Origin of the sequence: Microbacterium gawkjiense (genome assembly GCF_031932225.1) — a bacterium.
Lineage (GTDB): Bacteria > Actinomycetota > Actinomycetes > Actinomycetales > Microbacteriaceae > Microbacterium > Microbacterium gawkjiense.
On record NZ_JAUZVV010000001.1, the window covers coordinates 60,754 to 76,789 of the forward strand.

The window sequence follows — 16,036 nt, forward strand, 5'->3', positions numbered from 1 at the left end:
GCCTAGGCGGGCAGGAACGACGCGATCGTGTCCCACGCGAGCTTGACGACCAGCAGGCCGAGGACGACGAGGAACACGACGCGGACGAAGCCGTTGCCGCCGCGGGTGGCCATCCGTGCGCCGAGGAGACCACCGGCGATGTTGGCGCACGCCATCAGCAGGCCCAGGGCGAGGATGATCTCGCCGTGCACACCGTAGACGATGAGCGCGGCCAGGTTCGTCGTGAGATTCGCGATCTTGGCGTTCACGCTCGCCTGCAGGAACCCGAAGCCGAGGACGCCGACGAGGAGGATGACGAAGAACGACCCGGTGCCCGGCCCGAGGATCCCGTCGTAGAAGCCGACCCCGAGCCCGATGGCGCCCGAGCGCCACACCACGGCGCGGCGATCCGTGTGCCGCGGCTCGTGGTGCAGCCCCATGCGGGGCCGCAGCAGCGTGTAGACGCCGACGGCGACGACGGCGACGAGCACGACAGGGGTCAGGAGTTCGCGGGGCACGTACCGCGAGAGAGCCGCACCGACGGCGGAACCGGCGAACGCCCCGGCGACGAGCGGGATCAGGAGGGTGAGGTGGACCCGGACACGACGCAGATAGACCCAGCTGGCCGAGAGCGTCCCGAAGAAGGACGAGAGCTTGTTCGTCCCGAGGATGAACGGCGTCGCGACGTCCTTCGGCACCCCGATCACGAGGGCGGGGAGCTGGATGAGGCCGCCTCCTCCGACGACGGCGTCCACCCAGCCGGCGACGCCGGCGGCGACGACGAGGAACAGCAGGGCGCTCGCGGAGACGGGGAGCCACTCGGCGAGGAGAGGGCCGGTCAGCACCTCACACCGAGAGGATGTCGGGGAGGCCCGTCCGCAGCTCCACGGGCAGGTGCGCGAGGTCGTTGTGGGAGACGAGCGTCCACGGACGCCCCGGGCGCTGCGCCAGCACCGTCAGGCCGCAGTGCGCCTGATTGATCGTCAGCCACCGCCATTCCGGCGCCTGCAGCACCTCGCGCACGAACCACGCGATGACGAAGTTGTGGGTGATCAGCAGCTCGTGCGCGTGGGGACGGTGCGCGAGGAATTCCGCCCCGGCATCCGCCATCTGCGCGGCTCCCGCGTCGGCCTCGGCCTCGGTCACTCCCCCGAAGAACGGCTCGTAGACGTGGGGGGTGTCCGGCGTCATGCCACTCGGCACGCAGTCGAACAGCAGGGCGGTGGGCTCGGGGTCGACCGCGGGCAGGCGCTCGGCGACAGCGCGAGCGGTCTCGGCCGCACGCAGCAGCGGTGAGTGCCACACAGCGGTGAGCGGGACCCCCGACAGGCGATCCGCGAGGAGCTCGGCCTGGCGGCGACCACGCGGCGAAAGCGGTCCGTCAGCCAGCCCGTGCTCGGCGTCGAGGTGCTCGCCGTGCCGCACCAGATACAGATAGTGCGTCACCTGATTGCTCGCTTCGTCGAAACTGCGCCGGGGGTTGCCCCGGCTCCTTCCACCCTAAACCAGCCTCAGTCGGTGGCCCGCGCGATCTCGGCGAGGTGGGCACGACTGAGGTGCACCCCCACCCCCTGCACGAGTTCGTCGACGTGAGCGACGGCGTACGCGTTGACGATCGGGGCCGCGACGACCCGCTGCGCGAGGAGCCAGGCGATCGCGACGGCGGCGGGCGGCACCGCGAGCTCGCCCGAGATGCGGTCGAGCGCCCGCAGGGTGCGCGCGCCTCGACGGTTCATACTCGCCGCCAACTGGCGACCGCGCACCGTGCCCCCGACGTGGTCGCGGTCGCGATGCATCCCCGACAGGTACCCGTGCTCGAGGGCCTGCGACGGCGTGACGGCGATGCCCTGCGCTCCGGCGACCAGTCGCAGATCGCCGTCGAACTCGTCGCGCCGGAGCACGTTGTACGGCACGTCGAGCACCGTGAAGCGGGGGTATCCGGCCGCCGACAGGATGCGGGCCTCCACCAGCTGCGCGGCGCGGTAGCCCGCGGCGCCGACAGCACGCACCTTGCCCGACTCGACGAGCCACTCCGCCGTGGCGAGGGTGTCCTCGAGCATGGTGGTGCGGTCGGAGGTGCCGTCGAGGGACAGCACGTCGATCCGGTCGGTGCCGAGTCGGATGAGGGATGCCTCGACGGCCCGCACGAGGTTGACCGGGCCGAGACCGGGGTTGTCGGCGCCGCGACCGACCCGGACCGTGAGGACGATGTCGTCGCGGTTGCGCCGGGCCGCCATCCATCTGCCGATGGCGTGCTCGCTGCGACCGGCGGCGTAGCTGTCGGAGGTGTGGAGCGCATTGCCGCCGCGGTCGACGTAGCGGTCGAGGATGGCGTGGGCCGCCGCGATGTCGACGTGCCAGCCGAACTCGCCGCCGCCGAGGATGAGCGGGAAGACCGAGAACCCGGTCTCGCCCAGGGCGACGCGCACGGTGCGGCCCACCGGAGCGCCGTGGACGGGCAGCGGACCGGAGGGGTGCAGGGCGGGCGCGGCGCTCGGCGACGTCGGATCCGCCGTCTCGAACGCTGCCATGCCCGTCTCCTTGCAGAGCGCTCGGGGAGGCATGCGTCCACGCGCCGCCGGGTGCGCTCACTCCGAGGGTAGAACAGCCCTCGGACGCGACGTGCACAGCCACCCCGTGGACGATGACGTTTCGATAACGGTTGCCGCAGCGGGGCGGCAGCGAAACGGCGAACGCCCGCCCTCCGAAGAGGACGGGCGTTCGTCAGAGGAGGATCAGGCCTCGACCGCCGCCTCGGCGGCCGCGTCGCCGGCAGGAGCCGACTCTTCGACCACGGGCTCGAGCGACAGCTTGCCGCGGTCGTCGATCTTGGTGATGCGGACCAGGATCTTCTGACCGACACCGAGGACGTCCTCGACGTTCTCGACGCGCTTGCCGCCGGCGAGCTTACGGACCTCGCTGACGTGCAGCAGACCATCCTTGCCGGGCAGAAGCGAGACGAACGCACCGAAGGTCGCGATCTTGACGACCGTGCCCAGGAACTGCTCGCCGACCTCGGGGTTGGTCGGGTTGGCGATGGCGTTCACCTGCGCCCGCGCGGCCTCGGCCGAGGGACCGTCGACGGCGCCGATGTACACCGTGCCGTCGTCCTCGATCGAGATCTGCGCGCCGGTCTCGTCCTGGATCGCGTTGATCGTCTTGCCCTTGGGGCCGATCAGCTCACCGATCTTGTCGACCGGGATCTGGACGCTGATGACGCGCGGCGCGGTCGGCGCCATCTCGTCAGGCGCGTCGATCGCCGAGTTCAGGACGTTCAGGATCGTGAGGCGGGCATCCTTCGCCTGCGTCAGCGCGGCGGCGAGCACCGACGACGGGATGCCGTCGAGCTTCGTGTCGAGCTGGATCGCGGTGATGAACTCGCTCGTGCCGGCGACCTTGAAGTCCATGTCGCCGAGGGCGTCCTCGGCACCGAGGATGTCGGTCAGCGCGGCGTAGCGCGTCTGGCCGTCGACCTCGTCGGTCACGAGACCCATCGCGATGCCGGCGACGGGTGCGCGCAGCGGCACACCGGCGTTCAGCAGCGACAGGGTCGAGGCGCACACCGAGCCCATCGACGTCGAGCCGTTGGAGCCGAGCGCCTCGGACACCTGACGGATCGCGTACGGGAACTCCTCGCGGCTCGGCAGCACGGGAACGAGGGCGCGCTCGGCCAGGAAGCCGTGCCCGATCTCGCGACGCTTCGGGCTGCCGACACGGCCGGTCTCACCGGTCGAGTAGGGCGGGAAGTTGTAGTGGTGCATGTAGCGCTTGCTCGTCGTGGGCGACAGCGAGTCGATCTGCTGCTCCATCTTGAGCATGTTCAGCGTGGTGACACCCAGGATCTGGGTCTCGCCGCGCTGGAAGATCGCCGAGCCGTGGACGCGCGGGATGACCTGCACCTCGGCGTCGAGCGGACGGATGTCGGCCAGCCCGCGGCCGTCCATGCGGACGCCCTCGGAGAGGATGCGGCCGCGGACGACGACCTTCGTCACCGACTTGTACGCGGCGGAGAACTCGATCGGCGCGCCGGCGGGCAGCTGCTCCGCCTCGACGGCCGCGATGAGCTCCGCCTTGACGCGGTCCTTCACGGCGTCGTCGGCAGCCTGACGCTCCTGCTTGTCGGCGATCTGGTACACGTTCACCAGGTCGTCGTAGGCGCGGCCGGCCACGAAGTCGTAAACCTCGGAGCTGTACGGCGGGAAGACGGGGTAGACGCCCGGCTCGCGCGAGGACTCGGCGGCCATCTGCGCCTGCGCCTCGACGAGCTGCTTGAGGAACGGCTTGGCGGCCTCGAGGCCACCGGCGACGATGTCCTCGCTCGGCTTGACGGCGCCGCCCTTGATGAGGTTCCACGAGTTCTCGGTGGCCTCGGCCTCGACCATCATGATCGCGACGTCGCCGTCGGGCAGGACGCGACCGGCGACCATGAGGTCGAACACGGCCTCCTCGACCTGCTTCTGGTTCGGGAACGCGACCCACTGGTCGGCGTGCTCGCCGTGACCGGGGATGAGCGCGAGGCGCACACCGGCGATCGGGCCCGAGAACGGCAGACCCGAGATCTGCGTCGACGCGGAGGCCGCGTTGATCGCGAGGGCGTCGTAGTACTCGCCGGGCGCGATGGACAGCACCGTCACGACGATCTGGACCTCGTTGCGGAGGCCGTCGACGAACGACGGACGCAGCGGCCGGTCGATGAGGCGGCAGACGAGGATCGCCTCCGTCGAGGGACGACCCTCGCGACGGAAGAACGAGCCGGGGATCTTGCCCGCCGCGTACGAACGCTCTTCGACGTCGACGGTCAGCGGGAAGAAGTCGAAGCCCTCACGGGGGTGCTTGCCGGCGCTGGTGGCCGACAGGAGCATCGTCTCCTCGTCGAGGTAGGCGGCGACGGCGCCCTGCGCCTGCTGGGCGAGGCGTCCGGTCTCGAACCGGACGGTGCGGGTGCCGAAGCGTCCGTTGTCGAGGACGGCTTCGGCGGCGGTGATTTCAGGACCTTCCAAGAGGTCTCTCCTTCTTTGTTTAGACTCGCACGCGCGTTTCGCGAGCGAGATCGTGCGAAGGAGCAGGAACAGGCAGATATGGGCGCGCGGAGAATCCGCGAGGACCGCCTGCGCTGGCCACCAGTCGAAGACCACCATCCGCGGGAACGGGATGGGAATCCACCACAGGGGACCAGCTTCCTGCCGGGCCTGCTCCATGAGCTCACTGTGAAGTTGAGCGGATGCCGCGATGAGAACCGCGGGCAACCCGACCCAGCCTATCAGCGGACCCTTCGGAGTGCGTATCGTGGCGGCATGAGCGACGACGAGAAGACCGCGGACGCGGCATCCGAAGACATGAAGCGGAAGTTCCGCGAGGCGCTCGAGAAGAAGAACGCGCACAGCCGGAAGGGTGAAGCCCACCTGGACGGAGACTCCGCCGTGCACGGGACGCACGGCGCCGTCACCAAGCGCGAGTTCCGACGCAAGAGCGGCTGAGCCCGAGCGGCCCGACATGACGGCGGGCCCGGACGCCTTCTGGCTGTCCGGGCCCGCCGCGTTCGTGTCGCGTCAGTGCGAAGCCACCTCCGCGCGGCGGCGAGCGCGCTCCTCCTTGGCCGCTGCCTCGTCGAGGGCGGCGTCACCGATGCCCGTCGTGTCGACGGCGCCGGTGTCGTCCGAGACGCCGTGACCCGTGAGCGTCGACTCGTCGAAGGGTCGCTGCCCCGCGAGGACCGCGGCGACCTGCTCGCGATCGATCTGCTTCGTCCACGTGCCGATGAGGAGCGTCGCGACGGCGTTGCCGGTGAAGTTCGTGAGCGCACGGCCCTCGGACATGAACCGGTCGATGCCGACGATGACGCCGACGCCGTTGACGAGGTCGGGGCGGTAGGCCTGCAGACCGCCCGCGAGGGTCGCCAGGCCCGCACCGGTGACACCGGCAGCGCCCTTCGAGGCGATGATCATGAAGACCAGGAGACCGATCTGCTCGGGGATCGACATCGGCGCGCCCATGCCGGCGGCGATGAACAGCGACGCCATCGTCAGGTAGATCGCGGTGCCGTCGAGGTTGAACGAGTACCCGGTGGGGACCGTGATGCCCACGACGGGCTTGGAGACGCCGAGGTGCTCCATCTTGGCGATCAGGCGCGGCAGGGCCGACTCGCTCGAGGAGGTGCCCACGATGAGCAGGTACTCGCGGCCGAGGTACTTCATCACCTGGAAGATGTTGATGCGGGCGACGGCGTACAGGAGCGTTCCGAGGACGCCGACGATGAACACGATGCACGTGATGTAGAAGGCGATCATCAGAAGGCCGAGGCTCAGGATCGCAGCGACACCGGTCTTGCCGACGACGGCGGCGATGGCACCGAACGCACCGATCGGGGCGAGCCAGAGGATCATGCCGAGGATGCGGAAGACGAGCGCCTGGAGATTCTTGACGGCGTTCATGATGGGCTCGCCCTTGGCGCCCATCTTCTGCAGCGCGAAGCCGACCAGCAGCGCGATGAAGAGGACCTGGAGGACGCTCTCACCGGTGAAGGCCGAGAAGAAGGTGGTCGGGATGATGCCGATCAGGAACTCGCTCGTCGTCTTGGCCTCGGGCAGCGAGTCCGTGTCGTAGGTGGCGCCCTGCATGTTGAGGCCCTCACCCGGGTGGATGATGTTGCCGACGACGAGACCGATCGCCAGGGCGAACGTCGACATCGCCATGAAGTAGAGCAGCGCGAGGCCGCCGATACGGCCGACCGTGGCCGCCTTCGCGATGGAACCGACTCCGACCACGATCGTGCAGAAGATGATCGGCGCGATCATCATCTTGATGAGGTTGACGAACGCCTTGCCGACCGGTTCCAGCTCGACGGCGAAGGTCGGCCAGACGAGTCCGACCACGCAGCCGAGGATGACCGCGATGATCACCGAGACGTAGAGCCAGGTGTGCTTGTCCCAGGCCTGCTTGCCGCGGCGCGGGTTGTATCCGGGGAGCCGGAACGAGGATGTGAGGGCCATGATCTCTCCTGCGTGACAGTCGTTGTCGTGAGCCGACGGCTGTGTCGACGGGGACCAGCGTGCGCCTGTCCGCTCCGCCCCTGCAGTTGTGGTCGTATTGTTCCCACAACGGCGAGAGGAGTGCAGCGTGGCGCGACCCCGACCGACGAGCGCGGCATCCCGCGTCTTCGTCGCCGTCTCGGCCGCCGTCGTCGTCCTGTCCCTCGCGATGGCCGGGATCCTGCTCTGGGAGGGGCAGCGCGCCGTCCGGGCGGAGGCAGAGCGGGTGACGCGCGCGGTCGCCGAGACCATCGCCGACAGCGCCGGCGTCGTCGACGCCCTCGCGCAGGGGGACCGCGCCGCGGCGTCGCGCGTCCTGCAGCCCGTGATCGAGGCAATCATCGCCGACGCCGGCGTCGACTTCGTGACCGTGATGGACCCCTCCGGCATCCGGATCACCCATCCTGACCCGGCTCGGATCGGCGAGCGCTACCTCGGGACCATCCCCGAGGGCACCGCGACCCTCACGGAGGAGTTCACCGGGACCCTGGGGCCGTCCGTCCGGACGATCGTGCCGGTCGTCTCGGACGGCGAGGTCGTGGGTCGAGTGTCGGTGGGCGTCACGATCGGATCGATCGCCGAGACGCTCGGCCCGCGCGTCCTGGTGGCGGTCGGCATCGCGGTGGTCCTCGCCGCGGCGGGGCTCGCCGGAGCCATCTTCGCCCGGCGGGCGACCCGGCGGGTCACCGGAGACCTCCCCGCCGGCGCCGTGCGCGACGCCGTCTCGTCGTACGAGTCCATGCGCACCCTCGGGGAGGCGCTCCGGGCGCAGACGCACGAGCACGGCAACAGGCTGCACACGGCCATCGCCCTGCTCGAACTGGGCCGCACGAGCGAGGCGATCGAGATCCTCTCGGAGGACGCCCGGCAGAGCCAGTTGCTCGTCGATCAGGTCGCGGCCCGCCGCGAGGGCGACCCCACCGTGGGCGCCCTGCTGCTCGGCAAGGCGTCGCAGGCCGCCGAGCGCGGTGTCGAGTGGCGCGCGCGCATCGACGCCGACGCGCCGCGATCGGTGCTCTCCCCCGTCGACGCGGTGTCGGTCGTCGGGAACCTCATCGACAACGCGCTGGATGCCGCGGCGTCCGGCGCCGCGCCGCGGTGGGTGGACGTGCGCATGACCCGCACCGCGGAGGACGAGCTCGCCGTCGAGGTCGCCGACAGCGGGGACGGCATCCCGGCTGAGATCGCGGACCGCATCTTCGCGCACGGCTTCTCGACGAAACCCGCGGGCGAGCTCGGTCGCGGCGTGGGCCTCGCCCTCGTGCGCTCGATCGTGGAGGAGGCCGAGGGCACGATCTCGGTGACGTCCGATCCGACGACGTTCCGCGTCATCCTCCCCCGGAGGAACGGATGATCGGCGTCCTGGTCGTCGACGACGACGCCCTCACGCTCGAACTCCACCGGCACTACGTCGAGCGGCTGGACGGCTTCGAGGTCGTCGCCGAGTGCACGGGCGCGCGCGCCGCCGTCGCCGCCCTGCTCGACAATCCCCGCGCCGCCGACATCGACCTCGTCCTGCTCGATATGACGATGCCCGACGGCTCGGGCCTCGATGTCCTCCGCCACTTGCGCGCCCGAGCCGGGACGGTCGACGTCATCGCGATCACGTCGGTCCGCGATGCGGAGGTGGTGCGACAGGCGATCACGCTCGGCGCGGTGCAGTACCTCGTCAAACCCTTCACGTTCGGCGACTTCCAGGATCGGATGCAGCAGTACCGCCGCTTCCGCGACCAGGTGTCGCAGACGGCGGGCGCGGCGACGCAGGCCGAGATCGACGCGATGCTCGGGACCCTGCGCACCGCGCCCGCGCCGACCCTGCCGAAGGGGCTGTCGCCCGAGACCCTCGGCCGCGTGAGCGCGCTGCTGCGGACGGGGCCGGCGTCGGCACGGGAGGCGGCGGACCGGCTCGGGATGTCGCGGGTCGCCGCGCGGCGATACCTGGAGCACCTCGCCGAGGCGAGCCGGGTCGAGCGGGTGCAGCGATACGGGACCCCGGGCCGCCCTGAGACGGAGTACCGCTGGAAGCAGTGAGCGGCGCCGCTCAGCGCTGCACGCCGGCCCGCCCGCCGGGACGGCCGACGAGGACGTAGTCCGGGACCTTCGCCGTCAGCCCGTCCCCGGCCGTCCGGCCCCGCAGCCGGCGCCACACCCACGGCAGCGCGTCGCGGCGCAGCCACGAGCCGGTCGGGGGCTCCTCGTCGACGTGGAAGGCCTCGTCGAGACCGGCGAGCGCCTCGGCGTCGGGCATGCCGAGCGCCTCAGCGGCGCGGTAGGCGACGTAGCGGTGCCCCCGCGAGCGCAGGTGGACCTTGTCGTCGGCCCAGAGCTCGACGCGCGACAACTCGGGGAGGGCCGCGAGGTCGAGGAGGATCGTGCCGGTGCGTGCGGCCGCCCGGCGCAGGTGCGCGTTGTAGACGGCGAAACGTCGGGTGAACACGCCCGCCGCCCACCTGTCAGGGAGGAACACCGTCGCGAGCAGCACGTCGCACCCCGCGTCGCGGAGGCGGATCACGGCATCCTCCACCTGCGCGGCCAGCGCGACCGGGTCGCACCGCACCTGGGTGAGGTCGTTGGCGCCGATCAGCACCGACACCAGGTCGGGGCGCATCTCGAGGCATCGGGGCAGCTGCTCCTCGACGAGGTGCGCGACGCGGCGACTGCGGACCGCCAGGTTCGCGTAGCGGAAGGGACGACGCTCCCCGCCGCTCAGCGCGAGCAGGTGCGCGAGCCGGTCGGCCCATCCGCGGAACGCACCCCGCGGCATGCGGGACGCATCGCACAGGCCCTCGGAGATCGAGTCCCCGAGCGCGACGTACCGGGACCAGGAGCGCCCGCCCGCGGCGCCGGGGGAGGCGATGTCCGGGCGGGGCCACGCGAGCGCCCGGCGCCCGGCATCCGTCCGGTGCAGCATCGCCGCACGGTCGTAATGCTCGACGAGGCGGTCCGCGAGCGCCTCCCAGGTGCGTCCCGACACCGCGTCGCGGGCGGCGCGGGCGAAGGCGCGCCGCTTCGCGCCGTCGCCGGCGAGGTCGGCGACCCGCGCGCGCAGGTCGTCCGCGTCGCCCGGGCGGTAGAGCCACCCGTCGACGCTGCTGCGGACGAGGTCGACGGGACCGCCGGCCCCCGTCGCCACGACCGGGACGCCGCTGGCCTGCGCCTCCTGGATCGTCTGGCCGAAAGTCTCGCTCTCGCCGGGGTGGACGAAGACGTCGAACGACGCGAGCGCGGTCGCCAGCGCGTCGCCGTCGAGGTGGCCGAGGAAGACCGCGTCCGGCAGGAGGTGCTCGAGGACCGGTCGCGCAGGCCCGTCCCCGACGATGACGAGACGGATGCCGGGGATCCCCCGCAGCGCCGCGAGGTCCTCCACCTGCTTCTCGGGAGCCAGCCTCCCCACGTACCCGACGATCACCTCGCCGGGGGCGATGCTCCGCCGCCACCGCTCGTCGCGTCGGCTCGGCGTGAACCGCGCACCGTCGACGCCGCGTCCCCACAGCGCGACGCGGTCGACGCCGAACCCCTCGAGCTGCGCGCGCGCCGACGCGGAGGGGGCGAGGGTGAGGGTCGCGCGGCGGTGCAGCCGGCGCACGTGCGCCTCGGCCAGGGCGGCCCCCTGCGGGAGCCCGTACCTCCCCGCGTACGAGACGACGTCGGTCTGGTACACGGCGACGCTCGGCAGCCGGCGCGCCTCCGCGGCGAGCAGCCCCTGCCACCCGAGCAGGAACGGCGAGGCGAGGTGGACCACGTCCGCGTCGAAGCGGGCGAGGTCGCGGGCGAGCGAGGCGACCGGCGGCACGGCGAGACGGACGGCGGGGTACCGCGGCAGCGGGACGGACGGCACGGCGCGGCCCGGCATCCCGAGCCCCCGGCGTCCGGCGGCGGGCGCGATGACGAACACGTCGTGCCCGCGTCGCTCGAGATGGTCCCGGATCTGCAGGACGGATCCGGTGACCCCGTTCATGTGCGGGAGGAAGGACTCGGTGACGACCGCGACTCTCACAGCACCAGGGTGACGGGCGGCGGAGCCCTGACACAGCGCGGAAGGCCCGGATCGCGGAGTGTTCATCCACCCCTCCCCGCGCGTCCACCGACCGGTTCCGCGCCGTCCCCCGTTCGCGCGTCGTTCACCCCCGCCTGCTACACAGGCGCCGTGTTCGCCGATCTGCTGACGAGCGTCGCGGCGGGCCCGTGGGCGCTGCCGGCGCTCTTCGCCCTCGTCCTCGCCGACGCCGTCCTCGTCGTCGTCCCGGGCGAGGTGGCCGTCACCGCGGCGGGGGCGCTCGCGGCCGCCACCGGAACGCCGCCGCTCGCCGCCGTCGTCGGGGTGGCCGCCCTCGCCGCCTTCTGCGGCGACGCGCTCTGCTACGGCGTGGGGCGCTTCGCCGGCGTGGAGCGGTGGGGATGGATGCGGCACCGCCGCATCCGTGCCGCGTTCGAGTGGGCGGGAGCCCGCCTGTCGCGCGGGACGGCGACGGTGGTGTTCACGGCGCGGTTCATCCCCTTCGCCCGGCTCGCGGTCAACCTCACCGCGGGAGCGACGAGGGTGCCCGCGGCCCGGTACCTGGGCGCGGTCGCGGTCGCGGCGACCGCCTGGGCGCTCTACCAGGCGGTCGTGGGTGCCGCGGTCGGCGGTCTCCTGCCGGGCAGCCCCGCGCTGGCCGTCGTCGTCTCCATCGCCGTTGCGATCATCCTGGGCGTGACGATCGACGCGGCGGCGGCCCGCTGGACGGGCCGCCGCTCACGCTGACGGGGTCACTCCCCCGTGAGACCGCCGAGCAGGTGGCCGAACGAGCCGCCCTTGCCGAGGTAGGACTCGGGGTCGAACGGGTCGAGCGTCTCGCCGGCCGGGCGCCGCGTCACGGCATCCGCCAGTTCCCGTGCGCCGCGCTCGATGCGAGCCGACAGCGGCGAGACGTCGTCGGCGCGGGCGCCCCAGTCCGAGGACGCGGCGAACACACCGGTCGAGACCGCCTCGGCGTGCAGGTAGGCGAACAGCGGACGGATCGCGTAGTCGATCGCGAGCGAGTGCCGCGCCGTGCCCGCGTTCGCCCCGATGAGGACGGGCTTGCCCTGCAGCGCGTCGGGGTCGAGCACGTCGATGAACGACTTGAACAGGCCCGAGTAGCTCGTCGAGAAGATCGGCGTGACGACGATGAGCGCGTCGGCCGACACGACCGTGTTGATCATCGTCTCGAGGGCGGGCGGGGCGAACCCGGTGAGGAGGTTGTTCGTGATGTCGTGCGCATACTCGCGCAGCTCGAAGGTGTCGACGGATGCCTCCACCCCCCGCTCCCGCAGGTCCGCGAGCACGGCGGTCGCCAGCTTGTCGGCGAGCATCCGCGTCGACGACGGGTTCGAGAGCCCCGCCGAGACGACCGCGATGCGACGGGCGGTCATCGCGCACCGCCCAGACCGAACGCGGCGCCGACGGGAGCCGGGGTGTCCTGGTACGGGCTCGGGCCGGAGAGGTTGTCGCCGCGGTTCGCGCGCGGGCGGGCCTCACGGACCGGACCGTCACCGTACGTGGCGGCCACCCGCGCCGCGTGGGTGGGGGCATCGGGGACGATGGCCGGCCGATCCTTCGCCAGCTCCTTGCGGAGCACCGGCACGACCTCGCCGCCGAGGAAGTCGAGCTGCTCCAGCACGGTCTTCAACGGAAGCCCCGCGTGGTCCACGAGGAAGAGCTGACGCTGGAAATCGCCGAACAGGTCGCGCATGCCCGCGTACCGGTCGATCACCTGCTGCGGCGACCCGACGGTGAGCGGCGTCATCTCGGTGAAGTCCTCCATCGACGGGCCGTGGCCGTAGACGGGGGCGTTGTCGAAGTACGGGCGGAACTGCGCGACGGCATCCTGCGAGTTCTTCGCCATGAACGCCTGACCGCCGATGCCGACGATCGCCGTCTCGGGAGCCCCGTGGCCGTAGTGCTCCCAGCGCTGACGGTAGAGGCCGATGAGGCGCTGGTAGTGCTCGGCGGGCCAGAAGATGTTGTTCGCGAAGAAGCCGTCGCCGTAGTACGCGGCCTGCTCGGCGATCTCGGGCGTGCGGATCGAGCCGTGCCACACGAAGGGCGGCACACCGTCGAGCGGCCGCGGCGTCGAGGTGAAGCCCTGCAGCGGCGTGCGGAACTTGCCCTCGAAGTCGACGACGTCCTCACGCCACAGCTTGTGGAGCAGGGCGTAGTTCTCGATCGCGAGCGGCACGCCCTGACGGATGTCCTTACCGAACCAGGGGTAGACGGGACCGGTGTTGCCGCGCCCGAGCATGAGGTCCATGCGACCGCCCGACAGGTGCTGCAACATCGCGTAGTCCTCGGCGATCTTCACGGGGTCGTTCGTCGTGATGAGCGTCGTCGAGGTCGAGAGGATGAGGCGCTCGGTCTGCGCCGCGATGTACGCGAGAGTCGTCGTCGGCGAGGACGACCAGAACGGCGGGTTGTGGTGCTCGCCGATGGCGAAGACGTCGAGGCCGACCTCTTCGGCGTGCTTGGCGATCTCGACGGTCGCCGCAATGCGCTCTCGCTCGCTCGGCGTGTGACCCGTGGTGGGGTCCTGCGTGATGTCGGTGACGGTGAAGATGCCGAACTGCACCCCAGGCCAGGTGGTGGTGGTGCTGTTGGTGTCGCTCACGGTGTCCCTCTCGATTCCCGGACGGATCGCGCCCGATTCATGCAAGTGAATATACCGGTGTCAACGCCGTGGTGTCCACGTTATTCCCGCGGGTACTCTGGCCCGGATGAGTACCGCCGCCGCGGGCCGCACCCGCCGCATCCCGATCTGGGACAACGCCCGGGCCGCCTGCATCCTGCTCGTCGTCCTCGGGCACGCCATCCAGCGGCTGACGTACGACTCGGACATCGCGCAGAGCCTCTACTTCCTGATCTACGCGTTCCACATGCCGGCGTTCGCGCTCATCTCGGGCTACTTCTCGCGCTCCGACCCGCCGAGCAGACGACGGATGACCCGTCTCCTCACCGACATCGTCGTGCCGTACGTGATCTTCGAGGGCCTGTGGACGCTGACGAAGTTCCTCGTCGAGGGCCAGGCGAACCCGAATCTCACCCAGCCGTCGTGGACCCTCTGGTTCCTGCTCGCCCTCGCCATCTTCCGGCTCGTGCTGCCGTACCTCGCACTGCTCCGGATGCCGCTGCTCTGGACGCTCGTCATCTCGATCACGGTGGGCTACTTCCCCAACGTGGACGCGACGCTGTCGCTCTCGCGCACGCTCGGGCTGCTGCCGTTCTTCGCCCTGGGATGGTGGCTCAGCCATCACCGCATCCTCGAACGCCACGGGCTGCTGCAGCGACGGAGACTGTCATTGCGTCTGGCCGCCGCGGCGATCCTCGTCGCCGCCGGCGTCTGCGCGTGGGTGTTCGTCGGCCCGCTGAAGGAGATGAACCTCAGCCAGTGGCTCTTCTACGAGGAGAACTACGTCGATCTCGTCGGATGGCAGTGGTGGGCGGGCGGCGTGCGACTGCTGCTCATGGCCCTCGCGCTCGTGCTCAGCGTCTCGTTCTTCGCGCTCATCCCCCGCGGCCAGTACCGCTGGACCTCGATCGGACGGTACACGATGTACGTCTACCTCCTGCACTCCTTCGTGCTCTACCCGTTCCGGGAATCGGGGGTGCTGCGCGGACTCGATCCGACGTGGCTGTGGCTGCCGCTCGTCGCCCTCCTGTCGGTGGCGATCACGGTGCTCCTGGCGTCCCGACCGGTCCGCCGCGTCTTCCGCCCGCTGATCGAACCGCGCCCCGGATGGCTGTTCGCCGACCCCGACCTCACGCGGAGCGACGGACGGCGCAACGACCCGACGGGGTCGCGGCGGCCGGGCGCGCCGAGCGGGACGCCCAGGACCTGAGAGGAGTCAGGCGGGGGCGAACGTCAGGCCGAACGCCGCGGCGACGCCCTCGTTGACGACCCGCCCCGCTCGCACGTTCAGTCCCTTGGCCAGCGCGGGATCGGCCGCCGATGCGGCATCCCACCCCTTGTCGGCGAGCGCCGTGACGTAGGGCAGCGTCGCGTTCGTGAGGGCGCGCGTGGAGGTCTCGGGCACCGCGCCGGGCATGTTCGCGACGCAGTAGTACACGGCGTCGTGGACGCCGAACGTGGGGTCGTCGTGCGTGGTCGGACGCGACCCCTCGAAGCAGCCGCCCTGGTCGATCGCGATGTCCACGAGGACCGCGCCCGCCTTCATGCCCGCCACCATGTCGAGCGTGACGAGCTTCGGCGCCGCCGCACCCGGGATGAGGACCGATCCGATGACGAGATCAGCGGATGCCACCTGCTCCGCGATCTCGTACCGGCTGGAGGCGCGGGTGTGCAGGCCGGCATATCGTTTCTCGAGCTCACGCAGCCGCGGCAGCGAGACATCGATGACGGTGACGTTCGCACCCATCCCGAGGGCGTTCGCCGCCGCGTGCTCGCCGGCCACCCCGCCGCCGATGACGACGACCTTGGCCTTCGGCGTCCCGGCGACCCCGCCCAGGAGGGTGCCGCGGCCGCCTGCGGCACTCATGAGCGTGTGCGCGCCGACGGTGATGGAGATCCGGCCGGCGACCTCGCTCATGGGCGACAGGAGGGGCAGCGACCGATCCGCGGCCTGCACGGTCTCGTACGCCACGGCGGTGGTGCCCGCCGCAATGAGGGCGTCGGTGAGCGGTCGGTCCGCGGCCAGGTGGAGGTAGGCGAAGAGGGTGAGGTCGCCCCGGAGGTGACCGTACTCGGCGGCGATGGGCTCCTTGACCTTCACCACGAGCTCGGCGTCGCCCCAGGTCGATTCGGCGTCCGGCGTGATCGTCGCACCGGCCGCCGCGAAGGCGTCGTCGGAGAGGCGGGAGCCCGCGCCGGCACCGGACTGCACGAGGACCTCATGACCGCGGGAGACGAGGGCGTCCACACCGGCGGGGGTGATCGCCACCCGGTTCTCGTTGTTCTTGATCTCAGTGGGGACCCCGATGCGCATGGCGGCACGCTCCTCGTCGGCGAGTGATGTGGATTTATCCTGCAGATGATTCGTGACGAACGTGTGACAAC

At 71.2% G+C, this 16,036-nt stretch carries 14 protein-coding genes; 5 read left to right on the forward strand and 9 right to left on the reverse strand.

The window, feature by feature from the left end; genetic code table 11:
• Window positions 1–2 precede the first annotated feature (2 nt).
• The 4 genes from Q9S71_RS00320 to Q9S71_RS00335 all read right to left on the reverse strand — a co-directional run bounded on the left by Q9S71_RS00320 (window position 3) and on the right by Q9S71_RS00335 (window position 4,979).
• Window positions 3–824, reverse strand: a complete 822-nt coding sequence (locus Q9S71_RS00320; protein WP_311859957.1) for a sulfite exporter TauE/SafE family protein — start codon at window positions 822–824, stop codon at window positions 3–5.
• Between the two features lies 1 nt (window position 825).
• On the reverse strand, window positions 826–1,425 hold the full coding sequence (locus tag Q9S71_RS00325) for a histidine phosphatase family protein (protein WP_311859958.1): 600 nt from the start codon (window positions 1,423–1,425) through the stop codon (window positions 826–828).
• Between the two features lie 65 nt (window positions 1,426–1,490).
• Window positions 1,491–2,510 (reverse strand): aldo/keto reductase, encoded by a 1,020-nt coding sequence (locus Q9S71_RS00330; protein ID WP_311859959.1) that lies wholly within the window; start codon window positions 2,508–2,510, stop codon window positions 1,491–1,493.
• Between the two features lie 204 nt (window positions 2,511–2,714).
• Window positions 2,715–4,979, reverse strand: a complete 2,265-nt coding sequence (locus tag Q9S71_RS00335) for a polyribonucleotide nucleotidyltransferase (protein WP_311861642.1) — start codon at window positions 4,977–4,979, stop codon at window positions 2,715–2,717.
• 294 nt (window positions 4,980–5,273) lie between these two features.
• On the opposite strand from Q9S71_RS00335, the gene Q9S71_RS00340 reads away from it, so the two are divergent.
• Window positions 5,274–5,456: a DUF5302 domain-containing protein gene (locus Q9S71_RS00340; RefSeq protein WP_251582516.1), complete on the forward strand. Its 183-nt coding sequence runs from the start codon at window positions 5,274–5,276 to the stop codon at window positions 5,454–5,456.
• A 72-nt stretch (window positions 5,457–5,528) separates the two neighbouring features.
• On the opposite strand, the gene Q9S71_RS00345 is transcribed toward Q9S71_RS00340, so the two are convergent.
• Window positions 5,529–6,968 carry a cation:dicarboxylate symporter family transporter gene (locus Q9S71_RS00345; RefSeq protein ID WP_311859960.1) on the reverse strand — a complete coding sequence of 480 codons (1,440 nt, stop codon included), beginning with the start codon at window positions 6,966–6,968 and terminating at the stop codon, window positions 5,529–5,531.
• Between the two features lie 127 nt (window positions 6,969–7,095).
• On the opposite strand from Q9S71_RS00345, the gene Q9S71_RS00350 reads away from it, so the two are divergent.
• Both Q9S71_RS00350 and Q9S71_RS00355 read left to right on the forward strand, forming a co-directional pair.
• Window positions 7,096–8,361 (forward strand): sensor histidine kinase, encoded by a 1,266-nt coding sequence (locus Q9S71_RS00350; RefSeq protein WP_311859961.1) that lies wholly within the window; start codon window positions 7,096–7,098, stop codon window positions 8,359–8,361.
• Window positions 8,358–9,038: a response regulator gene (locus tag Q9S71_RS00355; protein ID WP_311859962.1), complete on the forward strand. Its 681-nt coding sequence runs from the start codon at window positions 8,358–8,360 to the stop codon at window positions 9,036–9,038. The genes Q9S71_RS00350 and Q9S71_RS00355 overlap by 4 nt, the downstream gene beginning before the upstream one ends.
• 10 nt (window positions 9,039–9,048) lie before the next feature.
• On the opposite strand, the gene Q9S71_RS00360 is transcribed toward Q9S71_RS00355, so the two are convergent.
• Window positions 9,049–11,004: a glycosyltransferase gene (locus Q9S71_RS00360; RefSeq protein WP_311859963.1), complete on the reverse strand. Its 1,956-nt coding sequence runs from the start codon at window positions 11,002–11,004 to the stop codon at window positions 9,049–9,051.
• Window positions 11,005–11,154: 150 nt separating this feature from the next.
• Between Q9S71_RS00360 and Q9S71_RS00365 the strand changes: the two genes are divergently transcribed.
• Window positions 11,155–11,751, forward strand: a complete 597-nt coding sequence (locus Q9S71_RS00365) for a DedA family protein (RefSeq protein WP_311859964.1) — start codon at window positions 11,155–11,157, stop codon at window positions 11,749–11,751.
• 5 nt (window positions 11,752–11,756) lie between these two features.
• Here Q9S71_RS00365 and Q9S71_RS00370 read toward each other — a convergent pair whose 3' ends face one another.
• Complete coding sequence (locus Q9S71_RS00370) at window positions 11,757–12,401, reverse strand: FMN reductase (protein WP_064003163.1); 645 nt, start codon at window positions 12,399–12,401, stop codon at window positions 11,757–11,759.
• On the reverse strand, window positions 12,398–13,594 hold the full coding sequence (locus Q9S71_RS00375; RefSeq protein ID WP_157532635.1) for an LLM class flavin-dependent oxidoreductase: 1,197 nt from the start codon (window positions 13,592–13,594) through the stop codon (window positions 12,398–12,400). The genes Q9S71_RS00370 and Q9S71_RS00375 overlap by 4 nt, the downstream gene beginning before the upstream one ends.
• Window positions 13,595–13,739: 145 nt before the next feature.
• On the opposite strand from Q9S71_RS00375, the gene Q9S71_RS00380 reads away from it, so the two are divergent.
• Window positions 13,740–14,861 (forward strand): acyltransferase family protein, encoded by a 1,122-nt coding sequence (locus tag Q9S71_RS00380; RefSeq protein ID WP_311859966.1) that lies wholly within the window; start codon window positions 13,740–13,742, stop codon window positions 14,859–14,861.
• A 6-nt stretch (window positions 14,862–14,867) separates the two neighbouring features.
• On the opposite strand, the gene ald is transcribed toward Q9S71_RS00380, so the two are convergent.
• Complete coding sequence (ald, locus tag Q9S71_RS00385) at window positions 14,868–15,965, reverse strand: alanine dehydrogenase (RefSeq protein ID WP_311859967.1); 1,098 nt, start codon at window positions 15,963–15,965, stop codon at window positions 14,868–14,870.
• Window positions 15,966–16,036: the final 71 nt, after the last annotated feature.

Excerpts from the sequence above, each read along its gene's own strand:
- Q9S71_RS00330 (WP_311859959.1), bottom strand. The coding sequence starts at position 2,510 with ATGGCAGCGTTCGAGACGGCGGATCCGACGTCGCCGAGCGCCGCGCCC.
- Q9S71_RS00340 (WP_251582516.1), top strand. The coding sequence starts at position 5,274 with ATGAGCGACGACGAGAAGACCGCGGACGCGGCATCCGAAGACATGAAG.
- Q9S71_RS00345 (WP_311859960.1), bottom strand. The coding sequence starts at position 6,968 with ATGGCCCTCACATCCTCGTTCCGGCTCCCCGGATACAACCCGCGCCGC.
- Q9S71_RS00355 (WP_311859962.1), top strand. The coding sequence starts at position 8,358 with ATGATCGGCGTCCTGGTCGTCGACGACGACGCCCTCACGCTCGAACTC.
- Q9S71_RS00370 (WP_064003163.1), bottom strand. The coding sequence starts at position 12,401 with ATGACCGCCCGTCGCATCGCGGTCGTCTCGGCGGGGCTCTCGAACCCG.
- Q9S71_RS00380 (WP_311859966.1), top strand. The coding sequence starts at position 13,740 with ATGAGTACCGCCGCCGCGGGCCGCACCCGCCGCATCCCGATCTGGGAC.
- ald (WP_311859967.1), bottom strand. The coding sequence starts at position 15,965 with ATGCGCATCGGGGTCCCCACTGAGATCAAGAACAACGAGAACCGGGTG.